Origin of the sequence: Streptomyces virginiae (assembly GCF_041432505.1) — a bacterium.
Lineage (GTDB): Bacteria > Actinomycetota > Actinomycetes > Streptomycetales > Streptomycetaceae > Streptomyces > Streptomyces virginiae_A.
In genome coordinates this window covers 282,955-305,876 of the sequence record NZ_CP107871.1, presented here as the reverse complement: position 1 = coordinate 305,876, position 22,922 = coordinate 282,955, and the positions used below count along the sequence as shown (strand labels likewise).

Genomic DNA, 22,922 nt, shown 5'->3' with positions numbered 1-22,922 from the left:
ATCTTCCTGCGGGTTCAGGCGGTGGGGGCGGGGGTGGCGATGTGGGGGGCCAGCACGGCGTCCAGTTCGTGCCGGACCCGCCGGACGAGGGCGCCCTGCCGGTCGAGCGCCCAGATGAGGCCCGCGCCGGAGGTGACGGCCTGCACGGTCGCGGTGAGGGCCTCGACATCCGTCGTGGCACGGAGCTCGCCCGTGGCAACGGCATCCGTCAGCAGTGTGCCGACCGCCCGGCGCTGGGCCTCGTGTACGGCGAGGGCCCGCTCGTGCAGCTCGGGGTCCGTGAGATCCATGCACAGGAACGCCAGATGATGGGCGAAGGTCTCCGGGGAGACCATCGGAGCCATCCACTCGGCGAGGAGGGCGGCCAGGGCCCCGAGCGCCGAGCCCTGCTCCCCGCGGATCCGCTCGGGCAGTGCGTCCGCGTCCCGCACGGACTGGTCGGCCAGGGCCAGGACCAGACCACGCTTGGAGCCGAACCGCTGCACGAGGGTGCCCGGCACCAGACCGACCTCGCGGGCCACCGCCGCGAGGGTCAACCCGGCCGGCCCCACCCGACCCATCACCTCGGCGGCCGCCCGCAGGATCACCAGGTCTTCCACCCCACGGGGACGTCCGGCCACGCTCACTCCTCTTTAATAAATGCACGTGCATTTATTAAAGCACGCAGGGCGCCGGCCGATCAACGGTCCTGCCCGACGACTCAGGAGCCGAAGCGGTCCTTGACGGGGCGACCCGGGCAGCTCCGGCACTCGAAGAGGTAGATCCCGCCCATGTCACCGAGCATCAGGTCGGCGCTCTCGTACCGGACGCCCTCATCCTCGAAGGGCGTCCAGGCCGCATCGGCCTCGCTGCTCGCCACCGTCAGCAGATGATCCATCGGCTTGCCGCACCCCGAGCAGTCCGGCCATTGCGGGTCCTGGCCCCAGCCGGGGTACCCGCCGAGCTTGGTTCCCGGAGCGGTGGACAGGTGGTACTGGTAGTCCCATCCCGTCTCCGCCTCCACCTGTGCGAAACGCGGCTCCAAAGCGTCCCAGAGGGGGTAGGGCAGGTCCCAGCTCGGGTACTCCGTGATGAGCTCCGGATGGACCACGCACGGTTTCGGCACGTGTCCGTACGGCGTCCCGGCGGGCAGCGGGGGAGCCTCGCGCACCGTCCCGACCGTCCCCGCGGCCCGCCAGTGCACCTCCGGGAGGACCCATCGGCCGTCGTGGGCGCGGGGGCACCAGAGGACCTGCAGCAGATCGCACGCGGGCGGGAACTCCACGACGCCGAGGGCGTCGGCGGCGTACAGCTGGACGATCGGCGCGACAGGCTACGAGGCGGCCTGCACCCCTGGTCCGTGCGGTGCGGTGCGGACGGGCCGGCCTTCCTCGTCCGCACCGCACCGCCGGGGAGGGCGCGCTCCTAGTACAGCTTGTTCACCGCGGTACGCAGGACCTTCTTCCAGGCCTCGACCGGCGGGGCACCCCAGTAGCTCGACCACCTGACCAGCGTGACCGTGTCACCGTCACGGCCCACGCCCCACAGGTAGTTGAAGTGGGGGCGTTCCTGCGCGTTGCCGTCGAAGGTGTACATGCCCTGGAGGGTGGCGCCCTCCTCGACGTCCACGGCTCCGTGGTCGTAGCCCGTCGCGGTGATACCGGGCCGCTGGTTCTCGCGGCGCGGGCAGTCCGCGTAGTTCTGCCGGGCGGCCGCCGCGAACGCGACGGCCTCGCCCTCGGTCGGGAAGACCACCACCTTCTGTTCGGCCGTGGCGGTCTCCGCGGTGGAGAACTCCCGGTGCCAGACGTTCACCTCGGGCGGATGCACCGGCCAGTCCCGCAGGCAGTCGTACGACTGGCCCCACTGCGGCTGGACCGGAGGGGCGTACCACCCGATCCCGTCCCCGAGGCGGATGTCGGAGATGTACAAGGTCCCCGGCCGCGGCCGCCACGGCTCGGCGCTCTCCGCGGGAACCGCTGCCACGACGGCCAACACCGCGGCCCCCGCCACGACCGCCGACCCGCGTCGTACTCGCGTACGTACCCCCATGGCCCTTCCCCCTGTGTCTCGGTGCCCTCGCCCCTACCGGAAGCGGGATCCGTTCCAGCGTGCGACAGCGGCGCCGCCGCCGCGGACCCTCTTCGGAGGCAATGACCTGAATTCCCCTCACACTGTCCGAAAGTGACAAACACCCCCAGGAGGGGGCCATTTCCCCGCTTCCGTGTGAACGGCGACACGGTCCGGCGTACCGTGCGGCAGGTGACCGACGTACCCCGCGAGGACCCGCTGCCGACCGCGCTGCACGCGGTGACGCGCGCGTTCGCCCTGGGCGAGGTGTACGACCGGCGCTACCTCGCCCATGGCCTGATGAACCGGAACTGGCGCGTCGACACGGCGTCCGGCCCGTACGCGGTGAAGGAGATCACCGACGTCCCGCTGCCCGAGGTCCGCAGGAACCTCTCCGTACTCGCGGACCTGGCCGGTGACGGCCTGCCCGTGCCCGCCCCCGTGGCCACCGTGAGCGGAGACCTCGTGGCGGAGTTCGACGGACACGGCCACTGCGTCCTCGCCTGGGTCGACGGCCGGCACGTACCGGGGACCGAACTCACCCTCGACCAGGCCCGCGAACTCGGCGTGCTCCTCGCCCGCCTCCACCAAGCCCTGCGCCGTCATGCCCCCGGCCCGCTCCCGGATCGGCCCCCACGGGCCGAGGCCACCGGCGCGGCCACGGCCGACAGCGCCGCCGAAGCCCTGACGGCCCGGCTTCCCGCCGACCCGATGCCCGGCCTCGACGCCGCCCTGCGCGAGCGGCGCGCCCTGCTGAACCGGTACGCGGACCGGCGACCGGACGGCGAGATCCCGGCCGGGCCCTACGGCTGGACGCACGGCGATTTCCAGTACCGCAACCTGTTGCGCCGGGACGGCGAGGTCGTGGCGATCCTGGACTGGGACCGGCTCGGAGTCCGGCCGTACGGGGAGGAGGTCGCGCGGACCGCGCAGGTCCAGTTCGGCGTCGACGGCGTCTTCGACCTCGACCGCGTCGCCGCGTTCACGGCCGGGTACCGCTCGGTGATCGACCTGCCCGTGGCGGACCTGGCCGACGCGGTGACCCGGCTGTGGTGGAAGCGCCTGACCGACTACTGGCAGCTGGACTTCCTCCTCGCCCGGAAGGACCCCGCCTTCGGGAAGATGTTCCTGGAAGGCGAGGCACTGCTGCACTGGTGGACCGACCGGGCCGATGAGGTCCAGGCGGCCTTCGCCGGCCGATGCCGTTGACTTCGAGCCGGGGAGGGCGTTGCTCGGTCAGGCGTCAGGGTCGACTTCAGGGTGCGTGAACCGCACAGGCTTGCCCAGGGACCGGGCGTAGGCGATTTCGGCTCGGGTGCTGTCTCCGATGTAGTCGCCGACCACGAGCACCTCGTCGGCGAGCCGGATCTTCGCCCGGTGCAGATCGTCGAGTCGCACCTTCAGTGCCGCCGCCTCGACCGGATCGGACCAGAGTGCGTGGGGCGACTTCATGTCACAGCCCGGTTTGACGACGATCCTTCCGGCTTCGGTCTCCCGCAGATCGGCCTCGTTCATCTCGGTCATGAAGCGGGTGGAGCCGCAGATCACGACGATACGCGGGAGGCTCGCCAGCCTCTTCGCGTCGGCGAGCTGCTCCTCGGGGGTGAGCAGTTGCGGGTAGGACACCGGTTCCCCCGACACCACTTCGCCGGTCACGGGCTGCTGACAGTCGGCACAGCGGAAGATGGTCATGCCGTCATTCTGTCGGGCCGCACGGGGCGCTGCGAGGCCGGGACATCAAGGCAAACGCATCGGGCCTACGCTACGCGGCCCCCAGCGGGTGACACCCCCTGGGTAACGTTGGCCCATGATCGATACGCCGTCACGGGTCGAACTGAACCCGCTCACCCTCTCCGACCAGGACGAGTTCTGCACGCTCGTGCGAGCCAGCTCCGCACTCCACCGGCCGTGGATGCAACTACCCGCGACCGCTGAAGAGTTCCAGGCCTGGATGTCCCGCTTCGACGACGGCACCAACCGGGGCTTCCTGGTCCGGGCCCGGGAGACCGGCGCGACCGTCGGCATGGTCAACATCAACTCGATCATCCGGGGCCGCTACCAGGGCGCTTCCCTCGGCTACGCGGCCTTCGCCCCGTCCGCGGGCCACGGGTACATGACCGAAGGGGTCGCCGCCACCCTGCGGCACGCCTTCACCGACCTACGGCTCCACCGGCTGGAGGCCAACATCCAGCCCGGGAACAAAGCCTCCCTGGCCTTGGTCCAGCGGCTGGGCTTCCGCTACGAAGGCCTCTCGCCCGTCTACCTCTACATCGACGGCGGCTGGCGCGACCACGAACGCTGGGCCATCACCGCGCCGAGCCCCTGGACGCCCGACCCGACCCTGCCCGAGGTCTAGGCCGGGCACGCGCTACGGCGAGCCGGCCAGCAGCCGGCGTTGGTGGTCGCGCGCCGGTTCGTCGTAGTACCTGTCCGACCAGTGCCCGGCGACGAGCGGCACCGGGGCTTCGACTCCCGTCTCGGGGCCGGGCGTCGGCTGGTGCGCGGCCAGGCGGAGCGAGTCCCGGAAGCGGTGGTGGTTGAACAGGCGGGAGAACTCGGTGAAGTAGATCTCCGCGAGGCCGTGGTCGCCCCGGATCACCAGCATGTTCTCGTCGTTCCGGTTCGCTGAGGGGTTGCTGAAGTTGGCGGAGCCGGTGACCACGATCGGATCGTCGCCGAGCGGGTCGATCAGCAGGTACTTCGTGTGCAGGTACTCGATGTTGTTGGAGAACGGGTTGTCGTGCTCGGCCGCCCAGCCCGCCAGGCCGCCCTCTTCGACGAGTCCGCAGGCCACCAGCTCGGTCTCGGGATCGGTGACCAGGCTCCGGTGCGCGTCGGCGACCCTGGCGTCCTCGAACAGCAGCCAACGCAGTGCCGGATGGTCGCCGGGAAGCCGGTCGGCGAACCGGGGATCGAAATTGAACGGGAACGTGATGCACACCAGCTCCTGGGCCGATCCGAAGAGCTCGGCCCAACGGTCCTGGGCCGTGGTGTGCGTGTGCGGGCTGAACACGACCGTCATGCCCGCGGGCCAGGGGTCGGGCATCGGGCTGTGGACGTCCACCCAGTTGTTGAGGGTGCCGGGGGTGGGGTCCGCGACGAGCTGGGCCCAGTAGTCGCGGTACTGCCGTGCGACGGACGCGTCGGTGACGGTGTGTCCGACGTTGGACTGTCCGAAGATGCCGTTCTCGGTGATGTTGGTCGACCCGGTCCACACGGCCCGGGGCGCATCCTCGTGGCTCACGACCACGAACTTGTTGTGCGGGATCGTGGCGCGGGTCCGCCAGGTCACGACCAGGTCCTCGATGCCGGCGGCGGCCACGGCCTCACGGTTGTGCGGGTGGTCGAACACGACGAGCCGGACGTCCACACCCGTGTCCGCGGCCACCCGGAACGCGGTGAGAACGGGCAGGTACTCGAATTCGTACAAGGCCGCCCGGAGCTGCCCGCGGTCGCCGTCGGCGGTGCCGATGAAGGCGAGCAGCGCCTCTTCCAGGCCGCGTGAGAGCCAACGCCAGGCCTCACGGTTGGGTACGTCACGCGGGTGGAGGTTCTTGAAACGTTCGGCGTAGGCCTGCGAGGCGTAGACGCCACGGTTGAACCAGACACCGTGCACGCCCGGCTCCTCGGCCCGCACCCGCAGCTCGACGGTCGAGACCGGGGTGAGTTCCTCGCCCGGGGTTCCGGTCATGGTGTGCACGCGGTAGGTGTACGTCCGCCCCGGCTCGACGCGGTAGTCGGCCCAGGTGAAGGTCTGGAACGGGTTCCAGTTGGACCCCCACCGGCGCCTCGCCTGCGGGAAGCGGAGCCGGTTGTCGAGCCAGCGGTGCCGGCCCGTGGTGTGGTCGAACCGCTCGACTCCAAAACCGAGTACGTCGTCCATGGCGGCTCGATCGTGGTCGAACCCCAGGACCACCACATGGGTCCCCGCGATGGCTTGTACGCGCAATGGCCCGGAACTGCTCTGCACTCTCATGCCCATGCCTCCCGGTCCCCGGGACGTCAAGACCAGCTTCACCCCGCGCCGGGACGCGCGCACTCCGGCGCGGAGGCACCCCCTCCCCGCTCAGGACCACCGCCAGGCAGTGTCCGGCAGGAGGACCGCGAGGGCGGCCACGGCGAGGACCGCGGCGGCGAGCCGGGTCGGGCGCCGCGGCGTGCGGGCCAGCCTCTCCGTGATGACGATCCCGGTGAGTACGGCCATCCACACGAGCATCCCGTTTCCGCCGCTCGCCACGGCCATCACCAGCATCAGCGCCCAGCACGAACGCAAGCACGCCCAGCCCTGACGCAGCCCGAAGCGGCAGGTCCCCGCCACGGCGCGCCGGCCGCTCGGCGGCAGCGGGGAGGAGCGGTGACAGTCGCGCAGGGCCCGGCGTTTGTGGACCGTCAGCTGCCAGGCGGCCGCGAGCGCGAGTGCGCACGCGAGGGCCACACCCTCCGGCAGTCGCGCCCAGAGCTGTGCGGGCGCCAGGAGCAGGGCGCCGTATCCGATCCAGACCGCCAGGTAGACGGCGGCGAACGTGGCCATCGCGCGCCGGCGACGCCACCGCAGGCTGTTCGTCCCCACGTGAACGAGCGCGGGGACGGCCGCAGGCAGCATCATCGCGACGCTCATCAACGCCCACATGGCCACATTCACAGAAGCGGAAGCGGAAACGGAAGCGCCGTGGACCTCGTGCGGCGCGGGCATGTGGTGGTGCGAGGCCCCGGCACGGTCGCCGTCGTGCGAGTCGCCGGTCACGGCCGATGCGATCAGGGCGATCCAGGCGGCGACGGCCACCAGCTCGAAGACGAGCGAGACACGGGGCCGCAGCAACCGCCGCACCGGCGCCGTCCACAGCGGCCGTACCCGCGACGCGGCCCGCGCCGTCGTGCCCCGCACCGTCATCAGGTGTAGCCGAGGCTGACCCGTCCGATCTCGACCGGCGGGTCCTCGCCCTCCCCGTCGACCGGGCCGAGCGGCAGGAACGTCACGCGCAGCGCCTGGTCGTCCCACGCGTTCTGCGCCACCAGCCGGCGCACGAGCGGGGTGATCTCGACGGTCACCCGCAGACCGTGCGGGTGCTCGTCGCCCCGAGGATCCTGGGCGCGCTCGATACCGAAGAAGGACAGGTTGCCCACCCGATGGCTCTCCGCCACCTCAGGGGTGGCCCCGTCGGGCAGGTTGACGTAGATGCCGTAGACCGTCTCGGGGTTCTCCTCGCCCTCGATGTCCTCGACGTTGAGGTACACGCGTCGATCGGCCTCGGGGTCGGGGACGCCCAGGGCCAGGCCGAGCGACCGCGTCGTGCGTCCGTCGATCGGTACGGTGACGCTCGCCGCACGACCGACGAGCCGCACGGTCTGCAGTGACGCGCCCGCCATCTCACGGCGTTTGGGCACCGACGGTGTCGGCTCGGACGCGTTCGGGCGGCTCATCGACACCTCGGGCACGGGAAACAGGGGCGGAGCCGGAGGTGGCGGAGCGACCGGTACGGGCGACTCGTACGTGTACCCCAACTGGTCGGCGATGTCGACGACGGCGGACGCCGCCAGTCTCCGCTCGCTCCCGTCGGCGTCGAAGAACCGGTACTCCTGCGTGATCCAGCGCGGGTCCGTCGGATCGTCGTGTCCCGGGCGGCTCGCCCATGCGAACCAGAGGCGGTCGATATTGGCGTGATGGAGCCAGAAGATCGGGTCCAGCGCCGCCGTGTCGGTCCTCCCCATCCAGCGGCCGATATGACTGTGCACGGCGTTGTGCGGGGTGTTCTCGACGGCTCCGTCGCGGTTCCAGAAGGCGTCGCCGTCCGGGGTGATGCCGCCACCGAACTCGGCCTCGCCGACGAACAGGGTGCGCCCCATCGCGTAGGCCGGGGAGGTGATCTGGAAGGGGAGGGGTTCACCCCGGTTGAGGCGGTGCGCCCGGTCGGCGAACAGCGGGTTGGCGCCGCCTTCCTCGTCACGGAAGGCTTGTGGGATCCGGGCCTGCGACGGATCGGCGTCGTAGTCCCAGAACGGCAGCGCCCAGTCGGCCGGTCCGCCCAGATCCACGACCGCGGCGCGGACGATCCGTTCGAAGTACCAGAGGTACATGCGGTGCCAGGAGAGGAAGAACCAGGAGCCGTGCTTGCAGCTGTTCCACAGCGGCTTCGGCGGTGTCTGGGCCGTCCCGTGGATGGCCGCCTGGTAGGACCAGCTCGTGGGGTCGTCCGCGTCCCGCCGCTTCATCTCGGCGACGGCTGCCGCGTAGTGCGTGAGCGTCAGGTCGTCTTCCGGCAGGGTCCACACGTTCCTGCGCACGTGCACGACCGGCTGAGGGCTCAACGCGTCCGCCTTCCGTCACGTCGGTCGGCCGTCACGAGGTTCGTGCCTCGCACCGCCGCGCCGCCGGTTCCCCATCGCGTCAGGTCGCGAACGAACGAATTCGGGATGAACCCTACCCAAACGGCATCCTGTGATCGACTCGGCGCGCGGGGAGCGGACGCCGGCCCGGTCCGACCGGCACCACACCGGTTAGGGTGCGTCGATGAACGCGCCCTCCCTGTACTTCCATCCCGACTACCTCGACGCCGTGCGTGCGGGCCGGAAGACGACCACCGTCCGCTTCCGTGACCCGGTCGAGGTGGGCCCGGTCAGCCTCGTGTTCGAGTCGGACGAGGAAGTGGCTCTGCCGGGTGTCGTCACGCGGCTCACCGGCACGACGGTCGACGGGCTGACCGAGGCGGACGCCCGGGCGGACGGCTTCCGTGACCTGGCCGAGCTCCACGACCGACTGCGCTACCACTACCCCGACATCGAGCCGGCCGACCGGATCACCATCGTGCACTTCCGGCCGGTGGCATGAGCGGGTGGCCTCGGTGAGGACGCGAACGCGGCGCCCTCACCGAGGCCGCGGGTCCGGGGGACGTGGAGCGCCACCCGTCCCCCGGACCGCACCGGGCTACCTGTCCTGGGAGAGTCGGACCAGCTCGGCGAAGGAGCCGTCCAGGCGCACCAGTTCCTCGTAACCGCCCTGCTCGATGATCCGTCCCGCGTCGAGGACGACGATCCGGTCGGCGAGGCGGCAGTTCTCCATCCGGTGCGTGACGATCACCGTGATCCGGTCGTCCTTCATGTCCCGCAGTCCGGAGAACACCATGTGCTCACCGCGCGGGTCCATGGCCGACGTCGGCTCGTCCATGACCAGCAGCCCCGGCTTCCGATGGAACGCCCGCCCGCACGCCAGACGCTGCCACTGGCCGCCGGAGGGCTCGTGCCCGCCCCAGACCGAGCGGGCCAGGAGTGTGTCCAGACCGTTCGGGAACTCCTGGACGGTCGTCCGCATGCCGACCGCGTCCAAGGCGTCCCAGACGGCCTCCTCGCCCCGCGGGCCGGGTTGGCCGAGGGTGATGTTCTCCCGAGCGGAGAAGGGCCAGTACCCGTAGGACTGGGTGACGAGGCCGACGTGCTGCCAGGCGGTGCGCTGATCGGCGTCGGAGGTGGGGACACCGTCCCAGGAGACGACGCCGGACGTCGGGACGGTCAGCGAGGTCAGCAACCGGATCAGCGTCGACTTCCCCGCCCCGTTCTCCCCGACGACGGCGACGACCTCGCCCCGGGACAGGGTCAGCGACACCGGCCCGAGCGAGGGGGTGTCCTTGCCGGGGTAGGTGTACGTGGCCTCCTCCAGACGGATCTTCTCCGGCGCGACCTCCATCACCTGCGGGCCGCGGGGACCGGACCTCTCGGCGGCCTCGGCGACGAAGGCGGTGTAGTCGCCGAGGTAGAGGGCGTGCTGGAACATCGCCGCCCCGTAGACGACGAGCTGCGAGAGGGCGGCGGTGGAGGTCCGCATGGCCACGAGCGCCGTGCCGGCCGCGGCGATCGCCATGTACCCGCCCACGACGAGCCCGGCGAGGGCCCCGTAGGTCGCCAGGACGAAGACCCCCGAGGCGGTGGCGGCGGTCAGGTGGACGGTGAGGTAGCGGGGCGCGGAGCTGACCATCCTGGAGTCGATGCGCTCGCAGACCGCCGCGTACCAATGATGGGCGTACGGACGCATGCTGTTGCCGCGCAGCTCGTCGGCGAGCTTCGGAGTGGTCAGGTGCCAGCGCATCATGTGCTTGATGTTGCGGGAGCCGACCGTCTGGTTGTGGAGCCGGTGGTCGAGGCGGGCGGCGTAGACCGAGCCGAGGCCGCGCGGGATCACCGACAGCAGGAGCAACGGCAGCAGCACGGGGTGGACCACCGCGAGGACGGACGCCACGGCGACCATGTCGATCAGACCGCCGGTGAAGCCGAGCGCGTCCTGCAGCAGCATGGCGGAGCGGGCGGATCCGGTCTCGGCGGCCTCGGAACGCTCGGTGAAGTCGGGCGCGTCGTAGGCGTCGAGTTCGACGTCCATGTGGGCGTCGACCATGGCGAGGTCGGCGAGGGTGGCCATACCGGGATTCAGGCGGCGGGCCGCGCTGCCCGAGGTGATGGAGGCCAGAGCGCCGAGCGCCGTCATGGCGGCCGCGACGACCAGCGGCCAGGCCGCCGCCGCGATCCGCTCCTGGACGCCGTCGCCGGTCAGGAGCGGGACCATCGCCCGGGAGATGGCCGCGAGCGCCGCCGCCGTGCAGATCCCGCCGAGGACCTGGGCGGTGACCAGCACATGGAACGCGGTGCGGTTGACGGCGAGCGCGAGCCGCGCCGTCTGCCGGAGGGCGGACGGGACCCGGCGGGCCATCTGCCCGAGCGACAGCGCCTCCATGGTCTCGTTGTGACGGCCCCAGGTGTACGTGAACTCGGGAGGGGCGGGTGGTGCGGCGGCCTTCCGCCGCTCGGCCTGCTGCTGGGACATGCTGCGTCTCCTTCAACCGGGTTGTCGTGGAGGCCGGTTCGTCGCTCGCAGCGCATGACGGAGAAGCCCGGCTCCGCGGTGTGCGGAGGGGCGGCTGCGTGGTCGCGGGAACTGGGGGCAGTGAGTACAACGCAGGCCGACGGCCGGAGCAGCGGGATCTGGCCGACCTCGCGGCGACGGCTCCCTGGCGGTGGCCGCTGATCGAATCCGGGCACCCCTGGGCTTCCGGGAGCGGACGCACAGGAGGTTGGCCGGAACCCGCCGGTACGGGGGCCGGCCCACCGGAAACCACTTGCGGGCCCGTGGCCCGCCCCCGGGCGGTCGGACGCGGACCCCGCCCGCAGGATGGGACAGGGCGAACGCGAGCCTCCGCCACCTGGAGGGACCCGTACGCCCCGTGTGACCCCTGTGCCGACCCTCCGACGGAGCGATCGGGGAGTCCCTGGTGTACGTGGGCTCCGTCCTCCACCCTCAGGGGCAGGGGCCTCGTACGTCGTACGGCGATCCCTGGACGGCGAGAGGGTCTACTCGACGGACAATTCCGGAGCCCTGACCGCCCTGACCGCCCTGACCGCCCTGGACGCCGCCACGGGCGTGGTGCTCCGGCAGACCACCCTCACCGTCGGCGGGGTCCCGACCTGCGCGCTCTCCCTGGCGGTGGCTCCGCGGGGGCGGCTGCTGGTCGGGACCGTCGACGGCCGTGTCCTGGAGTACGGGTGACCGGTGACGGCCGGACCGCCTAGGCCTGCGGCACGGCGGGGTCGAGGGCGCCCAAGGCGTTGATGGCGGTGTCCCAGGGGAAGTGGATCGGAGCGTCCGGGTCGGCGGGGTCCGGGGTGTATCCGGACTCGCCGTGGAGGAGTTCGACTCCGGCGTTGCGCAGGGTGCTCAGGGAGATGTCGAACTGGGGGTGGGCGGCAAGCGCGGTGTTGGCGCAGGGCATCGCTATGACGGGCGTACGCTTGCCGGTCGCCTCGGCGGCGAGGCCGACGACGAGGTTGTCGGTCAGGCCGAGGGCCCACGCGTTGATGGTCTTGAAGGTGGCCGGTGCGAAGAGGACGGCGTCGGCCGCCGGCCATACGTCCGGCTGGCCGGGAAGTTTGTACTGCCATCGCACGGGATGGCCGGTCAGAGCGGCGAGTCCGTCGAGGCTCTGGGAGAGCCAGTGCGCCGCGGTGGGGGTGAGGCCGAGGCATACGTCCCAGCCGCGGGCCTGGGCGTCCTCGATGACCCGGGCGACGTCGAAGACGGGCGGGGCGGCGGAGCAGAGCAGGTGGAGAGTCTTCGTGGTCATGCCGCAATATGATCACATGCTTCGAGCTTGATCACGTTTTCCGGATCGGGGCAGTTCTCGCGGGCTCCGCACCCACGGCGCCGGAGCGTGTGGGTGGTCTCCGAGAGCATCGGAGGCGTTTCACTCCGTGAGCTCGGCCGCCAACCGGCGGGCCTGGTGCAGCCAGGCCGCCCGCTCCTCGTCGAAGGAGTCGGTGACCGTCCGGAAGACGGTGCGTCGCACGTCGGTGATTCCCGCATAGGGAAGGACGCATGCCGCCCAGATCCGCTGCAGCGGGTCGCCGAACTCCCTCTCCTCCCGTTCGAGCGGAGTGTCGGACGTGTTCAGTACGAGTGCCCGGTCGGCCTTCAGGAGGGGGGCGGGCTCGCCGTCCGCCGTGCCCAGCTTGTAGGCGACGCCCGGTGCGAGGACACGCTGCACCCAGCCCGTGAGAACGGCGGGCGGCATGCCCCACCAGTTCGGGTGGACGAACACCAGGGCGTCAAGGGTGGTCAACTCCCGCTGGTGCAGCGCCACCTGCGGGTCGCGGGCGCCCGGCGCCGCCTCGACCGTGCCGGTCTCCTCGGCGGACAGCGACGCTGGGAAGCCCTCGGCGCACAGGTCGTGCGCGACCACTCGGCATCCCCGGCCGCGCAGCTCCTCCACAACGGCATCGAACACGGCGTGGTTGAAGCTCCCCGGCCGCGGGTGTGCGAGATACACCCCGATCTGCATGTGCGTCCCCCCGATCGACACGAGCCTTCGTCGCCACCTGATCCGAGGTGCCGGACGGCTCGCTTCCCGGCCTCATTCTCGTCCCCGGTCGGCGGCCACCGACCACCGGGGCCGGTTTCGCGCCCACGAGGGTGGTGCCCGGCGCTGCGCGTGCGCGGCCCGCCCGGATGGGGGAAGCTGGGTCTAGCCGTCTCTTTCGGATCTTGCCGGGTCCGCGTCCTGACAGACGAAATCCGAAAGGGACGACCTAGCCGCACCGCCGACAGCGGGACATCAGGGCGAGGAGGCCTCGTGGACACCTCAGAAGACGGCCGGCTCATTCGCGCACCCCGGTCCTGGTTCAAGGCCAGGGTGCGGACCGCCACCGTTCTGTGTGCGGCGGCGGCTCTCGCCGCGGCCGCCATCCCGGCCTCCGCGCAGAGCCCCCGGGCCGTAGCGGCCCCGGCGGAGCCCCTCGTGGTCGTCGACTGCTTCTCGCAGTCCCAGGTACGCCCCGAGGAGTACCTGCTGGCCTGCGGGGACGGCAACAATCGCCTCGTCGGACTGAAGTGGGACACCTGGGGGCCGAAGACCGCCACGGCCAAGGGCACCGACATGGTCAACGACTGTGTCCCCTACTGCGCCGCCGGCCGCTTCCGCTCCTACCCCGTGACGGTGACCCTGAGCAGTCCGGAGCCCTGGCCGGGCCACCCGGACGTGGACCGCTTCACCACGATCCGGCTCCTCTACACGGACACCGCACCGGCCCCGGTCCCGAAGGACGTCACGTACAAGCTCGTGTACTGAACTCGTCCGACGACCCGAGCACGAGGCCGCCCCTTTCGAAAAGTGCCGGACCCGGATGAGGGTCCGGCACGGGGTCCGTCGCCAGACGGGCGTGACACTCGACGTCGTAGCGGATGCCGTCGTACGCGAGCTTCTGGCGCTGGAGTCCTTCCACGGCGAAGCCCGCGGCGTGAGCGACCCGGCACGAGCCGGGGTTGTTCACCCGGTGCCCCAGCTCCAGCCGGAACAGTTCGGCCTCGTCGAACGCCCAGCGCGCGAGAGCCCGGCAGGCGTGCGAGGCCACGCCCCGCCCCCGCGCCGCGGCCGTCGTCCAGTAGGAGACCCAGCCGACGGAGTGCCGCCGGTTCACCGCGCCGACCGACACCTGTCCCAGCACGGTGTCGGCGCCGTCGACGACGGAGAAGGAGAAGGCGGAGCCGACCTCCCACTCGTCGGCACGCTCGGCGATCCACCGCAGTGCGTCCTCCGGCGAACCGATGGGAAGGCCGGTCTGCTCACGCATGAGGGGATCCGCGAACGCGGTCGTCACGGCGGCCGCGTCACGCGGGGCCCATCTACGCAGCACCAAACCCGAGGAAACTTCGACACGTTCGCGCATCCCGCGAGTCTTCCTCCCCGCCCGCCGCCCTGTCATCCCGTTTCCCGGGCCCCGTGCCGCACGCGTACGGCCGGGCCCGATGGACGCTCGCGTATGCAGGTGAGCTCTTCGGCCATGTCGCGTCTCGCATCGGTGGATTTGACTGGGGTCATGACGAAGACGACGAAGAACGAGAACCAGAACGAGAACCAGAACGAGAACCGGAACGAACACCGCAACGAGCAGGACATGGTCGTGGAGCACGCCGACGCCGACGGCATCACCCTGGTGATCGGGGGAACCGGCAAGACCGGCCGCAAGGTCGCCGAGCGGCTCACGGCCCAGGGCCGCCCGGTCCGGGTCGGATCCCGCCGCGGCGAGCCGCCCTTCGACTGGAACGATCCCGCGACCTGGCTCCCGGCGCTCGAAGACGTCGACCGGGTGTACGTGACCTACTACCCCGATCTCGCCTTCCCCGGGGCGTCCGTTCAGGTGACGGCCTTCGCGGAGGTGGCGGTCGCGGCCGGAGCCCGGCGCCTGGTGCTGCTGTCGGGGCGTGGCGAGGAAGCGGCGCGTGCGAGTGAGGAGGGGCTGAAGGCGTCCGGCGCGGACTGGACGATCGTCCGGTCGAGCTGGTTCAACCAGAACTTCGACCAGAGCTTCTTCCTCGAATCCGTCCGGTCGGGCGAGATCGTGATGCCGACGGCGGACGCGGTCGAGGCGTTCGTCGACACCGGAGACATCGCCGACGTGGTGGTGGCCGCGCTGACCGACGACCGGCACATCGGGAAGACGTACGAGCTGTCGGGGCCACGCCTGTTGGGATTCGACGACGTGGCCGCCGAGCTCTCGAAGGTGACCGGCCGTGAGATCACCTATGCACCCATCCCGATGGAGGACTATCGTGCGGTGCTGCGTGAGAACGGGCTGCCGGAGGACTTCGCCGAGCTGTTCACCCTGATCCTGGACGGGCGCAACGCGCACCTCGTCGACGGGGTCGAGGAAGTGCTGGGGCGACGGCCCCGGGACTTCTCGGACTTCGCCCGGGAGGCGGCGGCCACCGGTGTCTGGGACCTCCGGGCCGTCTGATGCGGACCCGCCGCGCCTGGGAGCGTGCCGGGACGTCGTTGCGTCCGGGGGAGGATGTGCGTATGGACATGCTGGCCGGTCTTCTCACGGGCCCGCAGGCCCGTGGCGCGTTTCTGCAGAAGTCGGTGCTCAACCCTCCGTGGTCGATGCGGATCGAGGACCGTGCCCCGCTGTCCGTCGTGACCATGACGCAGGGCTCGGCCTGGCTGCTGCCCGACGATCCGGACGCCGAGCCGGTCCGGATCGACCCGGGCGACGTGGCCGTCGTACGCGGGCCCGCGCCGTACACGGTCGCGGACCTGCCGGACACCCCCGTCCAGATCACGGTGGGGCCGGACCAGCGATGCAGTACGCCGGAGGCCGGGGACGTCACGGACTCGATGGCGCTCGGTGTACGGACCTGGGGCGTCGCCCGCCCCGACGCCGGGGCGGCGGTGATGCTGAGCGGTACGTACCAGGCGCCGGGCGAGGTCGGCGGCCGGCTGCTGAGCGCGCTGCCCACGATCCTGGTGAGGCCGGCCGGGACCGCCGACTCCACGCTGATCGCGCTCCTCGCCTCGGAGATCTCCGGCGAGGAGCCGGGCCAGGAAGTGGTCCTGGACCGGCTGTTGGACCTGCTGCTGATCGGGGTGTTGCGAGCGTGGCTCGCGGCCCCCGGCTCCGGCACCCCGGGCTGGTTCCGGGCCCAGGGCGATCCGGTGGTGGGGCCGGCGCTGCGGCTGCTGCACGAGAGCCCGGCGCACGGATGGACCGTGGAGGAACTGGCCCTGAAGGTGGGCGTCTCCCGGGCGTCGCTGGCGCGCCGTTTCACGGAGCTCGTCGGCGAGCCGCCCGTCGGCTATCTGACGGGCTGGCGCCTGGCGCTGGCGGCCGATCTCCTGCGTGAACCGGATGCCACGGTCGAGAAGGTGGCCCGCAAGGTGGGCTACAGCAGCGCCTTCGCGCTGTCGGCCGCCTTCAAGCGGGTCCGGGGTGTCAGCCCACGGGAGTTCCGCTCGGGCACGCCGGCGCCGGACGCGGCGATGGCCCAGGGACCGCGGGGCACGGTCGTGCTCGGCCGGGCCGTGTCCTAGACGTCCTGGACGTCCTAGGCGCGGTCCGGGGCGAGGGAGAGTCGCGCCACGCGTTCGTCCCCGCTGAGTTCGCCGGTGGGACGGAAACCGAGGCCGAGGTAGAAGGGCTCCGGGCTGTTCGCGCCGGTGTGCCAACTGACGTACGCCTCGCGGATGCCGCGGGTCCGGATCTCTTCGGTGGCCGCGCGGACGGCGAAGCGGCCGTAGCCCTTGCCCTGGTGGCGGGCGTCGATGTTGAGGCGCCATATGCCGCTGCGGCGGTCGTCGGGGTCGACGGCCGGGTTCCAGAGGATGCCGTGGAAGGCCATGACGAAGCCGACGATCTCGTCGCCGTCGACGATGGCCCGCGGCCAGGCCGCCGCCGTGTGCAGGTACGCCTCGGCGAGCGACTTCACCACGGGGGAGACCAGGTGGGCCTGGTCGGGGCGGACCTGTATCGCGCACACCGCGTCGAAGGTGTCGGCGGTGACGGGTTCCAGGCGCAGCGCGCCCGGCGCTGAGGTGTTCGAAGACGGCATGGGTCCAGGGTATCGCCGGCCTCGGCACCCCTTCGGCGGGTTCGAGGCCGGCCTCGTGGTGGCCGTGGCTAAAGATTCACCCAAGGGGTCAGGGAAACCTGGCGGAAGATCGAACAGACGATGTCACGATCGGTCGTTCGCGTTCACAACGCGTCGCACCGCACTGCATCGCATCGTGCTGTATTGACTGTGGGAAGAGGACGAGAGTCGAATGACCGTCAACCCGACACCGCACGTTCCGAGCCCGCCGCCGGCCTCTTCGGCAGCGGCGGGTGGGCCGCGGAGCACCAGGCTCGCCGCCACCTTGATCACCCTGTCCACCGTGTTGGTGGGGCTCATGGCCGGGCTGTTCTTCGCCTTCGACGTTTCGGTGATGCCGGGGCTGGCGGCGGGTGACGAGCAGACGTACGTCACCGCGATGCGCGCGTTCAACAAGGCCATCGACGGAAATCCGCTCTTCGGCTCGGTGTTCCTGCTGGCCCTGGTGGCGGCCGCCGCCTCGGCGGTCGTGGAATACCGCGGCGGCAGACGCGCCACCGCCCTGTGGGCCGGGGCGGCCGCGGTCGCGTACCTCGTCGTCCTCGTGATCACCTTCGCCGTGAACATCCCGCTCAACAACGAACTCGCGGACGCGGGCGCCGTCGAGCAGATGAAGGACTTCGCGATCGTCGAGCGGTTCAAGTCCACCTGGGTCACCACGAACATCCTGCGCACCCTGCTCTGCACCGTGGCCCTGACCGCGCTCGCGCGTGCGACGCTGCTCCACGGCCGTGCCACGCGCTGAGCGCACCCCCGCGCGGACGCCGTGGAAGCCTGCCCGACACCGCCGCGACGGAATACCCGCCGCGGCGGCATCGGGAGGCGCCGCGCGGGTCAGCCGGCGTGGGAGGCGATGACCCGCGCACACTCCAGCGATTCGGCGCGCGTGGTGTCCACCTCGATGTCGTAGGTGACTCCCCGGTGCACCGCGTCCGCCTGCGCCGCCGCCATACCCCTGACACGGTCCCCGCGCGCGATCTCACGGCCCGCGGCCACCGCACCGTCACACCGCACGCCGACCCACAGGACCGGTACGTCGCCCAGGGCGTTCCGCCACCGCTGCTGGGACGCCGCCCCACCGAGGAACACGTCGTCGATGATGATCCGTGCTCCCGCACGGGCCATCGTCACGATCCCCTCCGTCCAGGCCGCTTCCAGCGCCCGGAAGGTCGCCCCGACGCTCACCGTGCCGTCCGCCGCGATCCCGATCCCCTCCTCCGCCTCCCGCATCGCGGCGGGCAGGGTGTCGACGAAGGCATCGCACCCGAACGCCAGCCACGGATCCGGCAGCACGGACTGCAGACACCGAACGATCCCGGACTTGCCCGAGCTGGAACCACCGTTGAGAATGATCATCTGAGTCACCGGGCCACAGTAGGACCCGACGCGTCCGCGACGGAACCGGTTTCGGCGGACACCGCACCGGGCCCGACACCGCACCCGCCCGACATCGCACCGGCCCCACGAAAACCGGGTGCGGCTGTCCGCTCGGCCTTGGGATCATGCGGGAATGGTCCACCGACTCGACCCCCTGGTTCTCCGGCACACCCACCGCATCCCCCGCCCCACGGGACCCATCGGGGAGGGCGCAGTCGCGGCGCAACAGTTCGACGCCGCCTTGATGTCCGTGGGCTTCAAGCTCTCGGCACAGCTGCTCGAACACCTGTCAGGACTGGCCGAGGGGGCGGTCGTCGACACCGCCGTACGAACGCTGGGCACCGTCCGCGAGATGGTCGGCGACCACGTGCAGCACAACGCCTACTTCATCGACTTCCCGGCCAACGTGCCGGACACCTTCGACTTCTGGATGCGGTGCATAGCCGAGGCGCTCGCCGACGACAGCACCCGCGAGAGCACCCTGGAGCAGCTGAGCACCGGCGTGGTGAACCTGCTCACCCTCCCCTCGTACGGGAACTACCGGCACACGTACGCCGAGATGCTGACCCACCACGACGAGCTGATCGCCGTGGCGGGCGACCGTATGACCGTCCTGCACCTCGGCGGCGCCTTGGACGACGAACTCACCGCCCTCTACCTGGCGTTGGCGGGCAGCACCACACCCCTCGGCGAGGACGGACTGCGGGACCTGGGGGACCTCGCCGGCCACTGTGCCGACGGACCGCAGCCCGAGGAGATCCCCGTCCGGGAGAACCGGGCCGTGGTCAACGAGGCCCGACTGAAGGCCGGTACGGGCCTGCTGCTGGACACGGTCACCGACGTGCTCCGCCTCGCCTGCGCGCTCGCGGGCGGCGACGTCGGCCTGCAGGAGCCGACCCGGCTGCGGGGCATCTCCCGCGCCGCGCGCCGGGCGTTGCTCGCGGGCCTCGACGCGGTCGTCGGCGCGGCGCCCGCCAAGCTCGCCGACGTGCACGCCCACCGTGAGATGTGGAAGCGGCTCGGCGAGCGGCTGCACCCGCACGAGTACCCGCAGTGGCCGCACGCGGCCGACGTGTTCGCCGTCGCCCGCGGCGAGAAGGAGGCCCGTACCTTCGACAGTCGGGTCGAGGAGCTGCACGCCCGGCTCGACACCACCGGAGCGGCCGCCCTGCTGACGGCCGCCCCCGGCAAGCTGCTGCGCTCCCTGGACCGACTGCTGCGCTCCGCCTTCACGCAGGACGAGCGCGACACGGTCGTGGCCGCCGCCGAGCAGGTCCTGCCCGACGTCTCCGGCCGCGTCCTGCTGTCGGTACGCCAGCACCTGCACAACCGCCCGGAGGCGACCGGCGAACAGCGCGTGTTCGTCAACCGCTCCGGCCGGGCCTGGGTCACCGAAGACACCCGCGCGCCGGTGTTCGAGCCCGAATGCAAGCGGATGATCACCGCGATCGACGCGGAACTCCGCCGCCGACTGCCCACCGCGGACCACCTGCTGATCGACCCGGACGTCCTGGACGTGGCACTGCCGCTCAGCGGCAAGGCGACCACGTCCGGGCTCGGCGTGCTGCCCCGCGGCTCGATCTCCCCGGTCGACGGCGAACTGCTGCGGTTCTTCGTGTACTGGAAGCAGACCGAGCGCAGCACCGACTACGACCTGTCGGCGGCGCTGCTCGCTCCCGACTACTCGACCATCTCCTGGCTCTCGTACACCAACCTCACCGACGTCGGCGGAGCGCACTCCGGTGACATCACGAACGCACCCGACGGGGCCTCGGAGTTCATCGACCTACGCCTGGACGCCGTACGCGGCACCTGCATCGTCCCGCAGGTCAACATCTTCTCCGGGGAAGGCTTCGAGGAGGTCGAGGAGTCGTTCTTCGGCTTCATGCTGCGCGGAACCGAGCAGCAGGGGCGACCGTTCGAGCCTCGGACGGTGCGGATGAAGTCGGACCTGCGCGGGCCGGGCCGGATCGCACTGCCGCTGGTGTTCCTGCGCGGGGCCGACGGCCGGTGGCGAGCCAAGTGGCTGCACCTGTACCTGACGGGATCCCCGTCGTACAACCGGGTCGAGGGCAACCGGGTGACGGTCGCGATGCTGATGCGCGCCATCGTCGACCGCGAGCAGCTCACCGTGCGCTACCTGATCGAGTTGATGACCGGCAGCGCCACCACCGTGACCGTGTGGGACGGGAGGACGGTCCCGGCGGGCCCCGTCACCTACATCGGCCTGGAGCGGCCCGAGAAGCTGCACCCGGGGTCGCGGATCGTCACCCCCGAAAATCTGCGTGACCTGATCCCCGAGTGACTGTTAACGTGGCCGTGGCGAGGCCATGAAGGGGCTTCCTTCTCAACACTCCTAAAGTAGCCTCTTCGCTTCCCTCGCCACCGACTCGAACCTCCGGCCGTCCTCGCGTCACGCGGGACGGCCGGAGGTTTTTCGTGGCCCGCCTCAGCTCAGGTAGTCGGCGACCAGTTCGGCGAAGGCCTCCGGAGTAAGCACCTCGACGCCGAGTTCGGCGGCCTTGACCGCCTTCGAGCTGGGCTTGCCGCTCGCGGAGGGCGCGGAGACCAGGATGGTGGTCCGGGCGCTGACCCCGCTGCCCGCGCGCCCGCCGGCCTTCTCGATCAACGCGTTCATCGCGTCCCGCCCTTGGCCCTCCAACGCCCCGGTCATCTTCCCGGTCACCACCACGACCTTGCCGGCCAGCGGCCCGAAGCCCTGCGCATCCGACTCCTCCCGCGGCTCGTCCATGGTGACGCCCGCGGCGGCGAGCTTGTCGATGACCGCGGCCAGGGCGGCGATCTGTTCGACGATCACCGGCGCCTTCTCCGGGCCGATCCCGTCCACGGCCTGCATGTCCAGGGCGTCGGCCGCACGGACGGCGTCCATCGTGGCGAAGTGCCGGGCGATACGGCGCGAGATGCTGCGCCCGGTGCCCAGAATGCCCAGCGCGCACACGACACGGCTCAACGGTCTGCCCTTCGCCGCCTCGATCTGCTCGGCGAGCTTCGCCGCCCGCTTGGCGCTCCCCGAGGCGGCGGTGAGCTGCTCCAAGGAGAGGGTGAACAGGTCGGCGACGTCCGTGACGGCACCGGCGTCGACCAAGGCCTTGACGTACGTCCTGCCCAGCCCGTCGATGTCGAGCATCTCGCGCCCGGCGGCGTACTCGATGAGGGCCGGCAGGGCGCAGGCCGCGCCCTGCGCGCAGCGCCACCGTTCCTGCGTCTTGTCGATCTCCCCGCCGCAGTGGGGGCACGCCTCGGGCAGGGGCACCTCCGTCGCGCCGGCCGGCCGCAGCGCCACCACGGCGGCCTGGACCCGCGGGATGATGTCGCCCGCCTTGTAGACCGTCACGGTGTCGCCCAGGTGGAGATCACGGCGCCGGATGTCGGCAGGGTTGTGCAGCGTGGCCCGGGTGACCGTGGACCCGTCGATCAGGACCGGGGCGAGCACGGCGGTCGGGGCGAGCACCCCGGTCCGGCCGACCTCCCACACCACGTCCTCCAGCACGGTCTGCCGCTCGACGGCCGGGAGCTTGAAGGCGACGGCGAAGTAGGGGAACCGGCTGCCCAGTCCCACCGCCTCCTGCTCGGCCGCGTCGTCGAGCTTGATCACGACCCCGTCGATACCGAACGGCAGCCCCGCGCGCAGGGCGGCGATCTCGTCGACCCGCCGCTGGGCCTCGGTGAGGGTGGCGACCACGTGCAGGCCGACCGGGGTGTCCGCCGTCGTCCGGACCCCGGCCCGCGCCACCGCGGCCAGGGTCGCGGCGTGTGTGCCACCGGCCGGCAGGAACGATTCCCCGTCCAGCTCGACCGCGCCGTACGCCCAGAACGTCATCATCAGCCGGTACGGGCGGTCCTTGGCCCGCAGCGTGCCGGCCGTGCCGTTGCGGGGGTTGGCGAAGACCTGCGCGCCGTGCGCGGTGCGGACCGCGTTCGCCACCTCGAACTGCTCCTGGGTGAACAGCACCTCGCCGCGCACCTCGAAGGTGGCCGGCACCGGCAGTCGCTCGGGCAGGCCCTCGATCTGCCCGATGACATGGCTGATGTCCTCACCACTGCTGCCGTCGCCCCGCGTGATGATCTGCACCAGCCGCCCGGCCCGGTACCGGGCCGCGACGGCCGCGCCGTCCAGCTTCGGCTCGACGGTGAACCCGCCGACCGGCGCCTCGCCCAGCCGCCGCCGCAGGGACTCGCCCCACGACAGCAGGCCGGCGGGGTCGAAGACGTTGTCCAGGCTGAGCAGCCGGGTGGTGTGCGCGACGTCGCCGGCCGGGGCGGCGCCGTCACCGACCTGCCCGGTGGGGGAGTCGACGGCGACCTCCTCGGGGTGCTCCGCCTCCCACGCCAGCACGGCGAGCCGGAGCCGGTCGTAGGTGGCGTCGTCCATCGGGCTGTCGCCGTCGGCGTAGTACGCCCCCGATGCGTCGCGCAGGCGCCCGAGCGCCGCCTCGTAGTCGGAGCGGCTGGACATGCCGGACAGCGCCTGATCGGCGGAAAGGTTCATCATGGGACCGATCCTCTCGCGAGCCACTGACAATCGGCCCGGCCAGTCGGGTGCCGACCGACAGCCGCCCCGGCGGGACGGCGGACCGTC

23 protein-coding genes are annotated in these 22,922 nt (G+C 71.4%); 9 read left to right on the top strand and 14 right to left on the bottom strand.

Going from position 1 to position 22,922, the window contains the following annotated elements; genetic code table 11:
• Window positions 1–14: 14 nt before the first annotated feature.
• From OG624_RS01410 to OG624_RS01400, 3 genes are all read right to left on the bottom strand, one after another.
• Window positions 15–620 carry a TetR/AcrR family transcriptional regulator gene (locus OG624_RS01410; RefSeq protein ID WP_371638910.1) on the bottom strand — a complete coding sequence of 202 codons (606 nt, stop codon included), beginning with the start codon at window positions 618–620 and terminating at the stop codon, window positions 15–17.
• Window positions 621–700: 80 nt separating this feature from the next.
• A complete protein-coding gene (locus OG624_RS01405) occupies window positions 701–1,264 on the bottom strand; it encodes a hypothetical protein (RefSeq protein WP_371638908.1) in 564 nt (187 codons plus the stop codon).
• A 140-nt stretch (window positions 1,265–1,404) separates the two neighbouring features.
• A complete protein-coding gene (locus tag OG624_RS01400) occupies window positions 1,405–2,031 on the bottom strand; it encodes a hypothetical protein (protein WP_326746778.1) in 627 nt (208 codons plus the stop codon).
• Window positions 2,032–2,241: 210 nt separating this feature from the next.
• Here OG624_RS01400 and OG624_RS01395 point away from each other — a divergent pair, with 210 nt between their 5' ends.
• A complete protein-coding gene (locus OG624_RS01395; protein ID WP_371638907.1) occupies window positions 2,242–3,258 on the top strand; it encodes a phosphotransferase in 1,017 nt (338 codons plus the stop codon).
• Window positions 3,259–3,285: 27 nt separating this feature from the next.
• Here the strand turns inward: OG624_RS01395 and OG624_RS01390 are convergent, their stop codons facing one another.
• On the bottom strand, window positions 3,286–3,675 hold the full coding sequence (locus OG624_RS01390) for a hypothetical protein (RefSeq protein WP_371640816.1): 390 nt from the start codon (window positions 3,673–3,675) through the stop codon (window positions 3,286–3,288).
• A gap of 181 nt (window positions 3,676–3,856) precedes the next feature.
• On the opposite strand from OG624_RS01390, the gene OG624_RS01385 reads away from it, so the two are divergent.
• Window positions 3,857–4,405, top strand: coding sequence for a GNAT family N-acetyltransferase (locus tag OG624_RS01385; protein ID WP_371638906.1), 549 nt, complete (start codon window positions 3,857–3,859; stop codon window positions 4,403–4,405).
• 12 nt (window positions 4,406–4,417) lie between these two features.
• Here OG624_RS01385 and OG624_RS01380 read toward each other — a convergent pair whose 3' ends face one another.
• From OG624_RS01380 to OG624_RS01370, 3 genes are all read right to left on the bottom strand, one after another.
• Entirely contained in the window at window positions 4,418–6,025 is a 1,608-nt protein-coding gene (locus OG624_RS01380; protein ID WP_158711922.1) for a phospholipase D-like domain-containing protein, read from the bottom strand.
• Window positions 6,026–6,115: 90 nt separating this feature from the next.
• The gene (locus OG624_RS01375; protein ID WP_051763645.1) at window positions 6,116–6,940 is read right to left on the bottom strand and encodes a DUF2182 domain-containing protein; all 825 of its coding nucleotides are present in this window, start codon (window positions 6,938–6,940) and stop codon (window positions 6,116–6,118) included.
• Entirely contained in the window at window positions 6,940–8,355 is a 1,416-nt protein-coding gene (locus tag OG624_RS01370) for a tyrosinase family protein (protein ID WP_371638905.1), read from the bottom strand. The genes OG624_RS01375 and OG624_RS01370 overlap by 1 nt, the downstream gene beginning before the upstream one ends.
• A 202-nt stretch (window positions 8,356–8,557) precedes the next feature.
• On the opposite strand from OG624_RS01370, the gene OG624_RS01365 reads away from it, so the two are divergent.
• On the top strand, window positions 8,558–8,875 hold the full coding sequence (locus tag OG624_RS01365) for an ASCH domain-containing protein (RefSeq protein WP_051763647.1): 318 nt from the start codon (window positions 8,558–8,560) through the stop codon (window positions 8,873–8,875).
• 96 nt (window positions 8,876–8,971) lie between these two features.
• Here the strand turns inward: OG624_RS01365 and OG624_RS01360 are convergent, their stop codons facing one another.
• Complete coding sequence (locus tag OG624_RS01360) at window positions 8,972–10,855, bottom strand: ABC transporter ATP-binding protein (RefSeq protein ID WP_266356164.1); 1,884 nt, start codon at window positions 10,853–10,855, stop codon at window positions 8,972–8,974.
• Between the two features lie 399 nt (window positions 10,856–11,254).
• On the opposite strand from OG624_RS01360, the gene OG624_RS01355 reads away from it, so the two are divergent.
• A complete protein-coding gene (locus OG624_RS01355; RefSeq protein ID WP_371638904.1) occupies window positions 11,255–11,575 on the top strand; it encodes a hypothetical protein in 321 nt (106 codons plus the stop codon).
• A gap of 19 nt (window positions 11,576–11,594) precedes the next feature.
• Here OG624_RS01355 and OG624_RS01350 read toward each other — a convergent pair whose 3' ends face one another.
• Together OG624_RS01350 and OG624_RS01345 are read right to left on the bottom strand one after the other, a co-directional pair.
• Complete coding sequence (locus OG624_RS01350; protein WP_033224294.1) at window positions 11,595–12,149, bottom strand: flavoprotein; 555 nt, start codon at window positions 12,147–12,149, stop codon at window positions 11,595–11,597.
• Between the two features lie 120 nt (window positions 12,150–12,269).
• Window positions 12,270–12,863, bottom strand: coding sequence for an NAD(P)H-dependent oxidoreductase (locus OG624_RS01345; RefSeq protein WP_033224295.1), 594 nt, complete (start codon window positions 12,861–12,863; stop codon window positions 12,270–12,272).
• 291 nt (window positions 12,864–13,154) lie between these two features.
• Between OG624_RS01345 and OG624_RS01340 the strand changes: the two genes are divergently transcribed.
• Window positions 13,155–13,649, top strand: coding sequence for a hypothetical protein (locus OG624_RS01340; RefSeq protein ID WP_244290937.1), 495 nt, complete (start codon window positions 13,155–13,157; stop codon window positions 13,647–13,649).
• On the opposite strand, the gene OG624_RS01335 is transcribed toward OG624_RS01340, so the two are convergent.
• On the bottom strand, window positions 13,627–14,247 hold the full coding sequence (locus tag OG624_RS01335) for a GNAT family N-acetyltransferase (protein WP_371638903.1): 621 nt from the start codon (window positions 14,245–14,247) through the stop codon (window positions 13,627–13,629). The two genes, OG624_RS01340 and OG624_RS01335, sit on opposite strands and share 23 nt — an antisense overlap.
• Window positions 14,248–14,475: 228 nt before the next feature.
• Here OG624_RS01335 and OG624_RS01330 point away from each other — a divergent pair, with 228 nt between their 5' ends.
• Window positions 14,476–15,315 carry an NmrA family NAD(P)-binding protein gene (locus tag OG624_RS01330; protein ID WP_371640815.1) on the top strand — a complete coding sequence of 280 codons (840 nt, stop codon included), beginning with the start codon at window positions 14,476–14,478 and terminating at the stop codon, window positions 15,313–15,315.
• 62 nt (window positions 15,316–15,377) lie between these two features.
• On the top strand, window positions 15,378–16,388 hold the full coding sequence (locus tag OG624_RS01325; RefSeq protein ID WP_033224296.1) for an AraC family transcriptional regulator: 1,011 nt from the start codon (window positions 15,378–15,380) through the stop codon (window positions 16,386–16,388).
• A gap of 14 nt (window positions 16,389–16,402) precedes the next feature.
• Here OG624_RS01325 and OG624_RS01320 read toward each other — a convergent pair whose 3' ends face one another.
• Window positions 16,403–16,906 carry a GNAT family N-acetyltransferase gene (locus OG624_RS01320; RefSeq protein WP_371638902.1) on the bottom strand — a complete coding sequence of 168 codons (504 nt, stop codon included), beginning with the start codon at window positions 16,904–16,906 and terminating at the stop codon, window positions 16,403–16,405.
• 304 nt (window positions 16,907–17,210) lie between these two features.
• Here OG624_RS01320 and OG624_RS01315 point away from each other — a divergent pair, with 304 nt between their 5' ends.
• The gene (locus tag OG624_RS01315; RefSeq protein WP_371638901.1) at window positions 17,211–17,690 is read left to right on the top strand and encodes an anthrone oxygenase family protein; all 480 of its coding nucleotides are present in this window, start codon (window positions 17,211–17,213) and stop codon (window positions 17,688–17,690) included.
• 89 nt (window positions 17,691–17,779) lie between these two features.
• Here OG624_RS01315 and cpt read toward each other — a convergent pair whose 3' ends face one another.
• Window positions 17,780–18,301, bottom strand: a complete 522-nt coding sequence (cpt, locus tag OG624_RS01310; protein ID WP_033224298.1) for a chloramphenicol phosphotransferase CPT — start codon at window positions 18,299–18,301, stop codon at window positions 17,780–17,782.
• 154 nt (window positions 18,302–18,455) lie between these two features.
• On the opposite strand from cpt, the gene OG624_RS01305 reads away from it, so the two are divergent.
• Entirely contained in the window at window positions 18,456–20,627 is a 2,172-nt protein-coding gene (locus OG624_RS01305; RefSeq protein WP_371638900.1) for a TerD family protein, read from the top strand.
• 144 nt (window positions 20,628–20,771) lie between these two features.
• Here OG624_RS01305 and ligA read toward each other — a convergent pair whose 3' ends face one another.
• On the bottom strand, window positions 20,772–22,835 hold the full coding sequence (ligA, locus tag OG624_RS01300) for an NAD-dependent DNA ligase LigA (RefSeq protein ID WP_352163275.1): 2,064 nt from the start codon (window positions 22,833–22,835) through the stop codon (window positions 20,772–20,774).
• Between the last annotated feature and the right edge of the window lie 87 nt (window positions 22,836–22,922).

Bases quoted from the DNA above. Each gene is read 5' to 3' on its own strand.
- OG624_RS01385 (WP_371638906.1), top strand. From the start codon at position 3,857: ATGATCGATACGCCGTCACGGGTCGAACTGAACCCGCTCACCCTCTCC.
- OG624_RS01335 (WP_371638903.1), bottom strand. From the start codon at position 14,247: ATGCGCGAACGTGTCGAAGTTTCCTCGGGTTTGGTGCTGCGTAGATGG.
- OG624_RS01360 (WP_266356164.1), bottom strand. From the start codon at position 10,855: ATGTCCCAGCAGCAGGCCGAGCGGCGGAAGGCCGCCGCACCACCCGCC.
- ligA (WP_352163275.1), bottom strand. From the start codon at position 22,835: ATGATGAACCTTTCCGCCGATCAGGCGCTGTCCGGCATGTCCAGCCGC.
- OG624_RS01375 (WP_051763645.1), bottom strand. From the start codon at position 6,940: ATGACGGTGCGGGGCACGACGGCGCGGGCCGCGTCGCGGGTACGGCCG.
- OG624_RS01305 (WP_371638900.1), top strand. From the start codon at position 18,456: ATGGTCCACCGACTCGACCCCCTGGTTCTCCGGCACACCCACCGCATC.
- OG624_RS01350 (WP_033224294.1), bottom strand. From the start codon at position 12,149: ATGACCACGAAGACTCTCCACCTGCTCTGCTCCGCCGCCCCGCCCGTC.
- cpt (WP_033224298.1), bottom strand. From the start codon at position 18,301: ATGATCATTCTCAACGGTGGTTCCAGCTCGGGCAAGTCCGGGATCGTT.
- OG624_RS01320 (WP_371638902.1), bottom strand. From the start codon at position 16,906: ATGCCGTCTTCGAACACCTCAGCGCCGGGCGCGCTGCGCCTGGAACCC.
- OG624_RS01345 (WP_033224295.1), bottom strand. From the start codon at position 12,863: ATGCAGATCGGGGTGTATCTCGCACACCCGCGGCCGGGGAGCTTCAAC.
- OG624_RS01400 (WP_326746778.1), bottom strand. From the start codon at position 2,031: ATGGGGGTACGTACGCGAGTACGACGCGGGTCGGCGGTCGTGGCGGGG.
- OG624_RS01380 (WP_158711922.1), bottom strand. From the start codon at position 6,025: ATGAGAGTGCAGAGCAGTTCCGGGCCATTGCGCGTACAAGCCATCGCG.
- OG624_RS01325 (WP_033224296.1), top strand. From the start codon at position 15,378: ATGGACATGCTGGCCGGTCTTCTCACGGGCCCGCAGGCCCGTGGCGCG.
- OG624_RS01365 (WP_051763647.1), top strand. From the start codon at position 8,558: ATGAACGCGCCCTCCCTGTACTTCCATCCCGACTACCTCGACGCCGTG.
- OG624_RS01330 (WP_371640815.1), top strand. From the start codon at position 14,476: ATGGTCGTGGAGCACGCCGACGCCGACGGCATCACCCTGGTGATCGGG.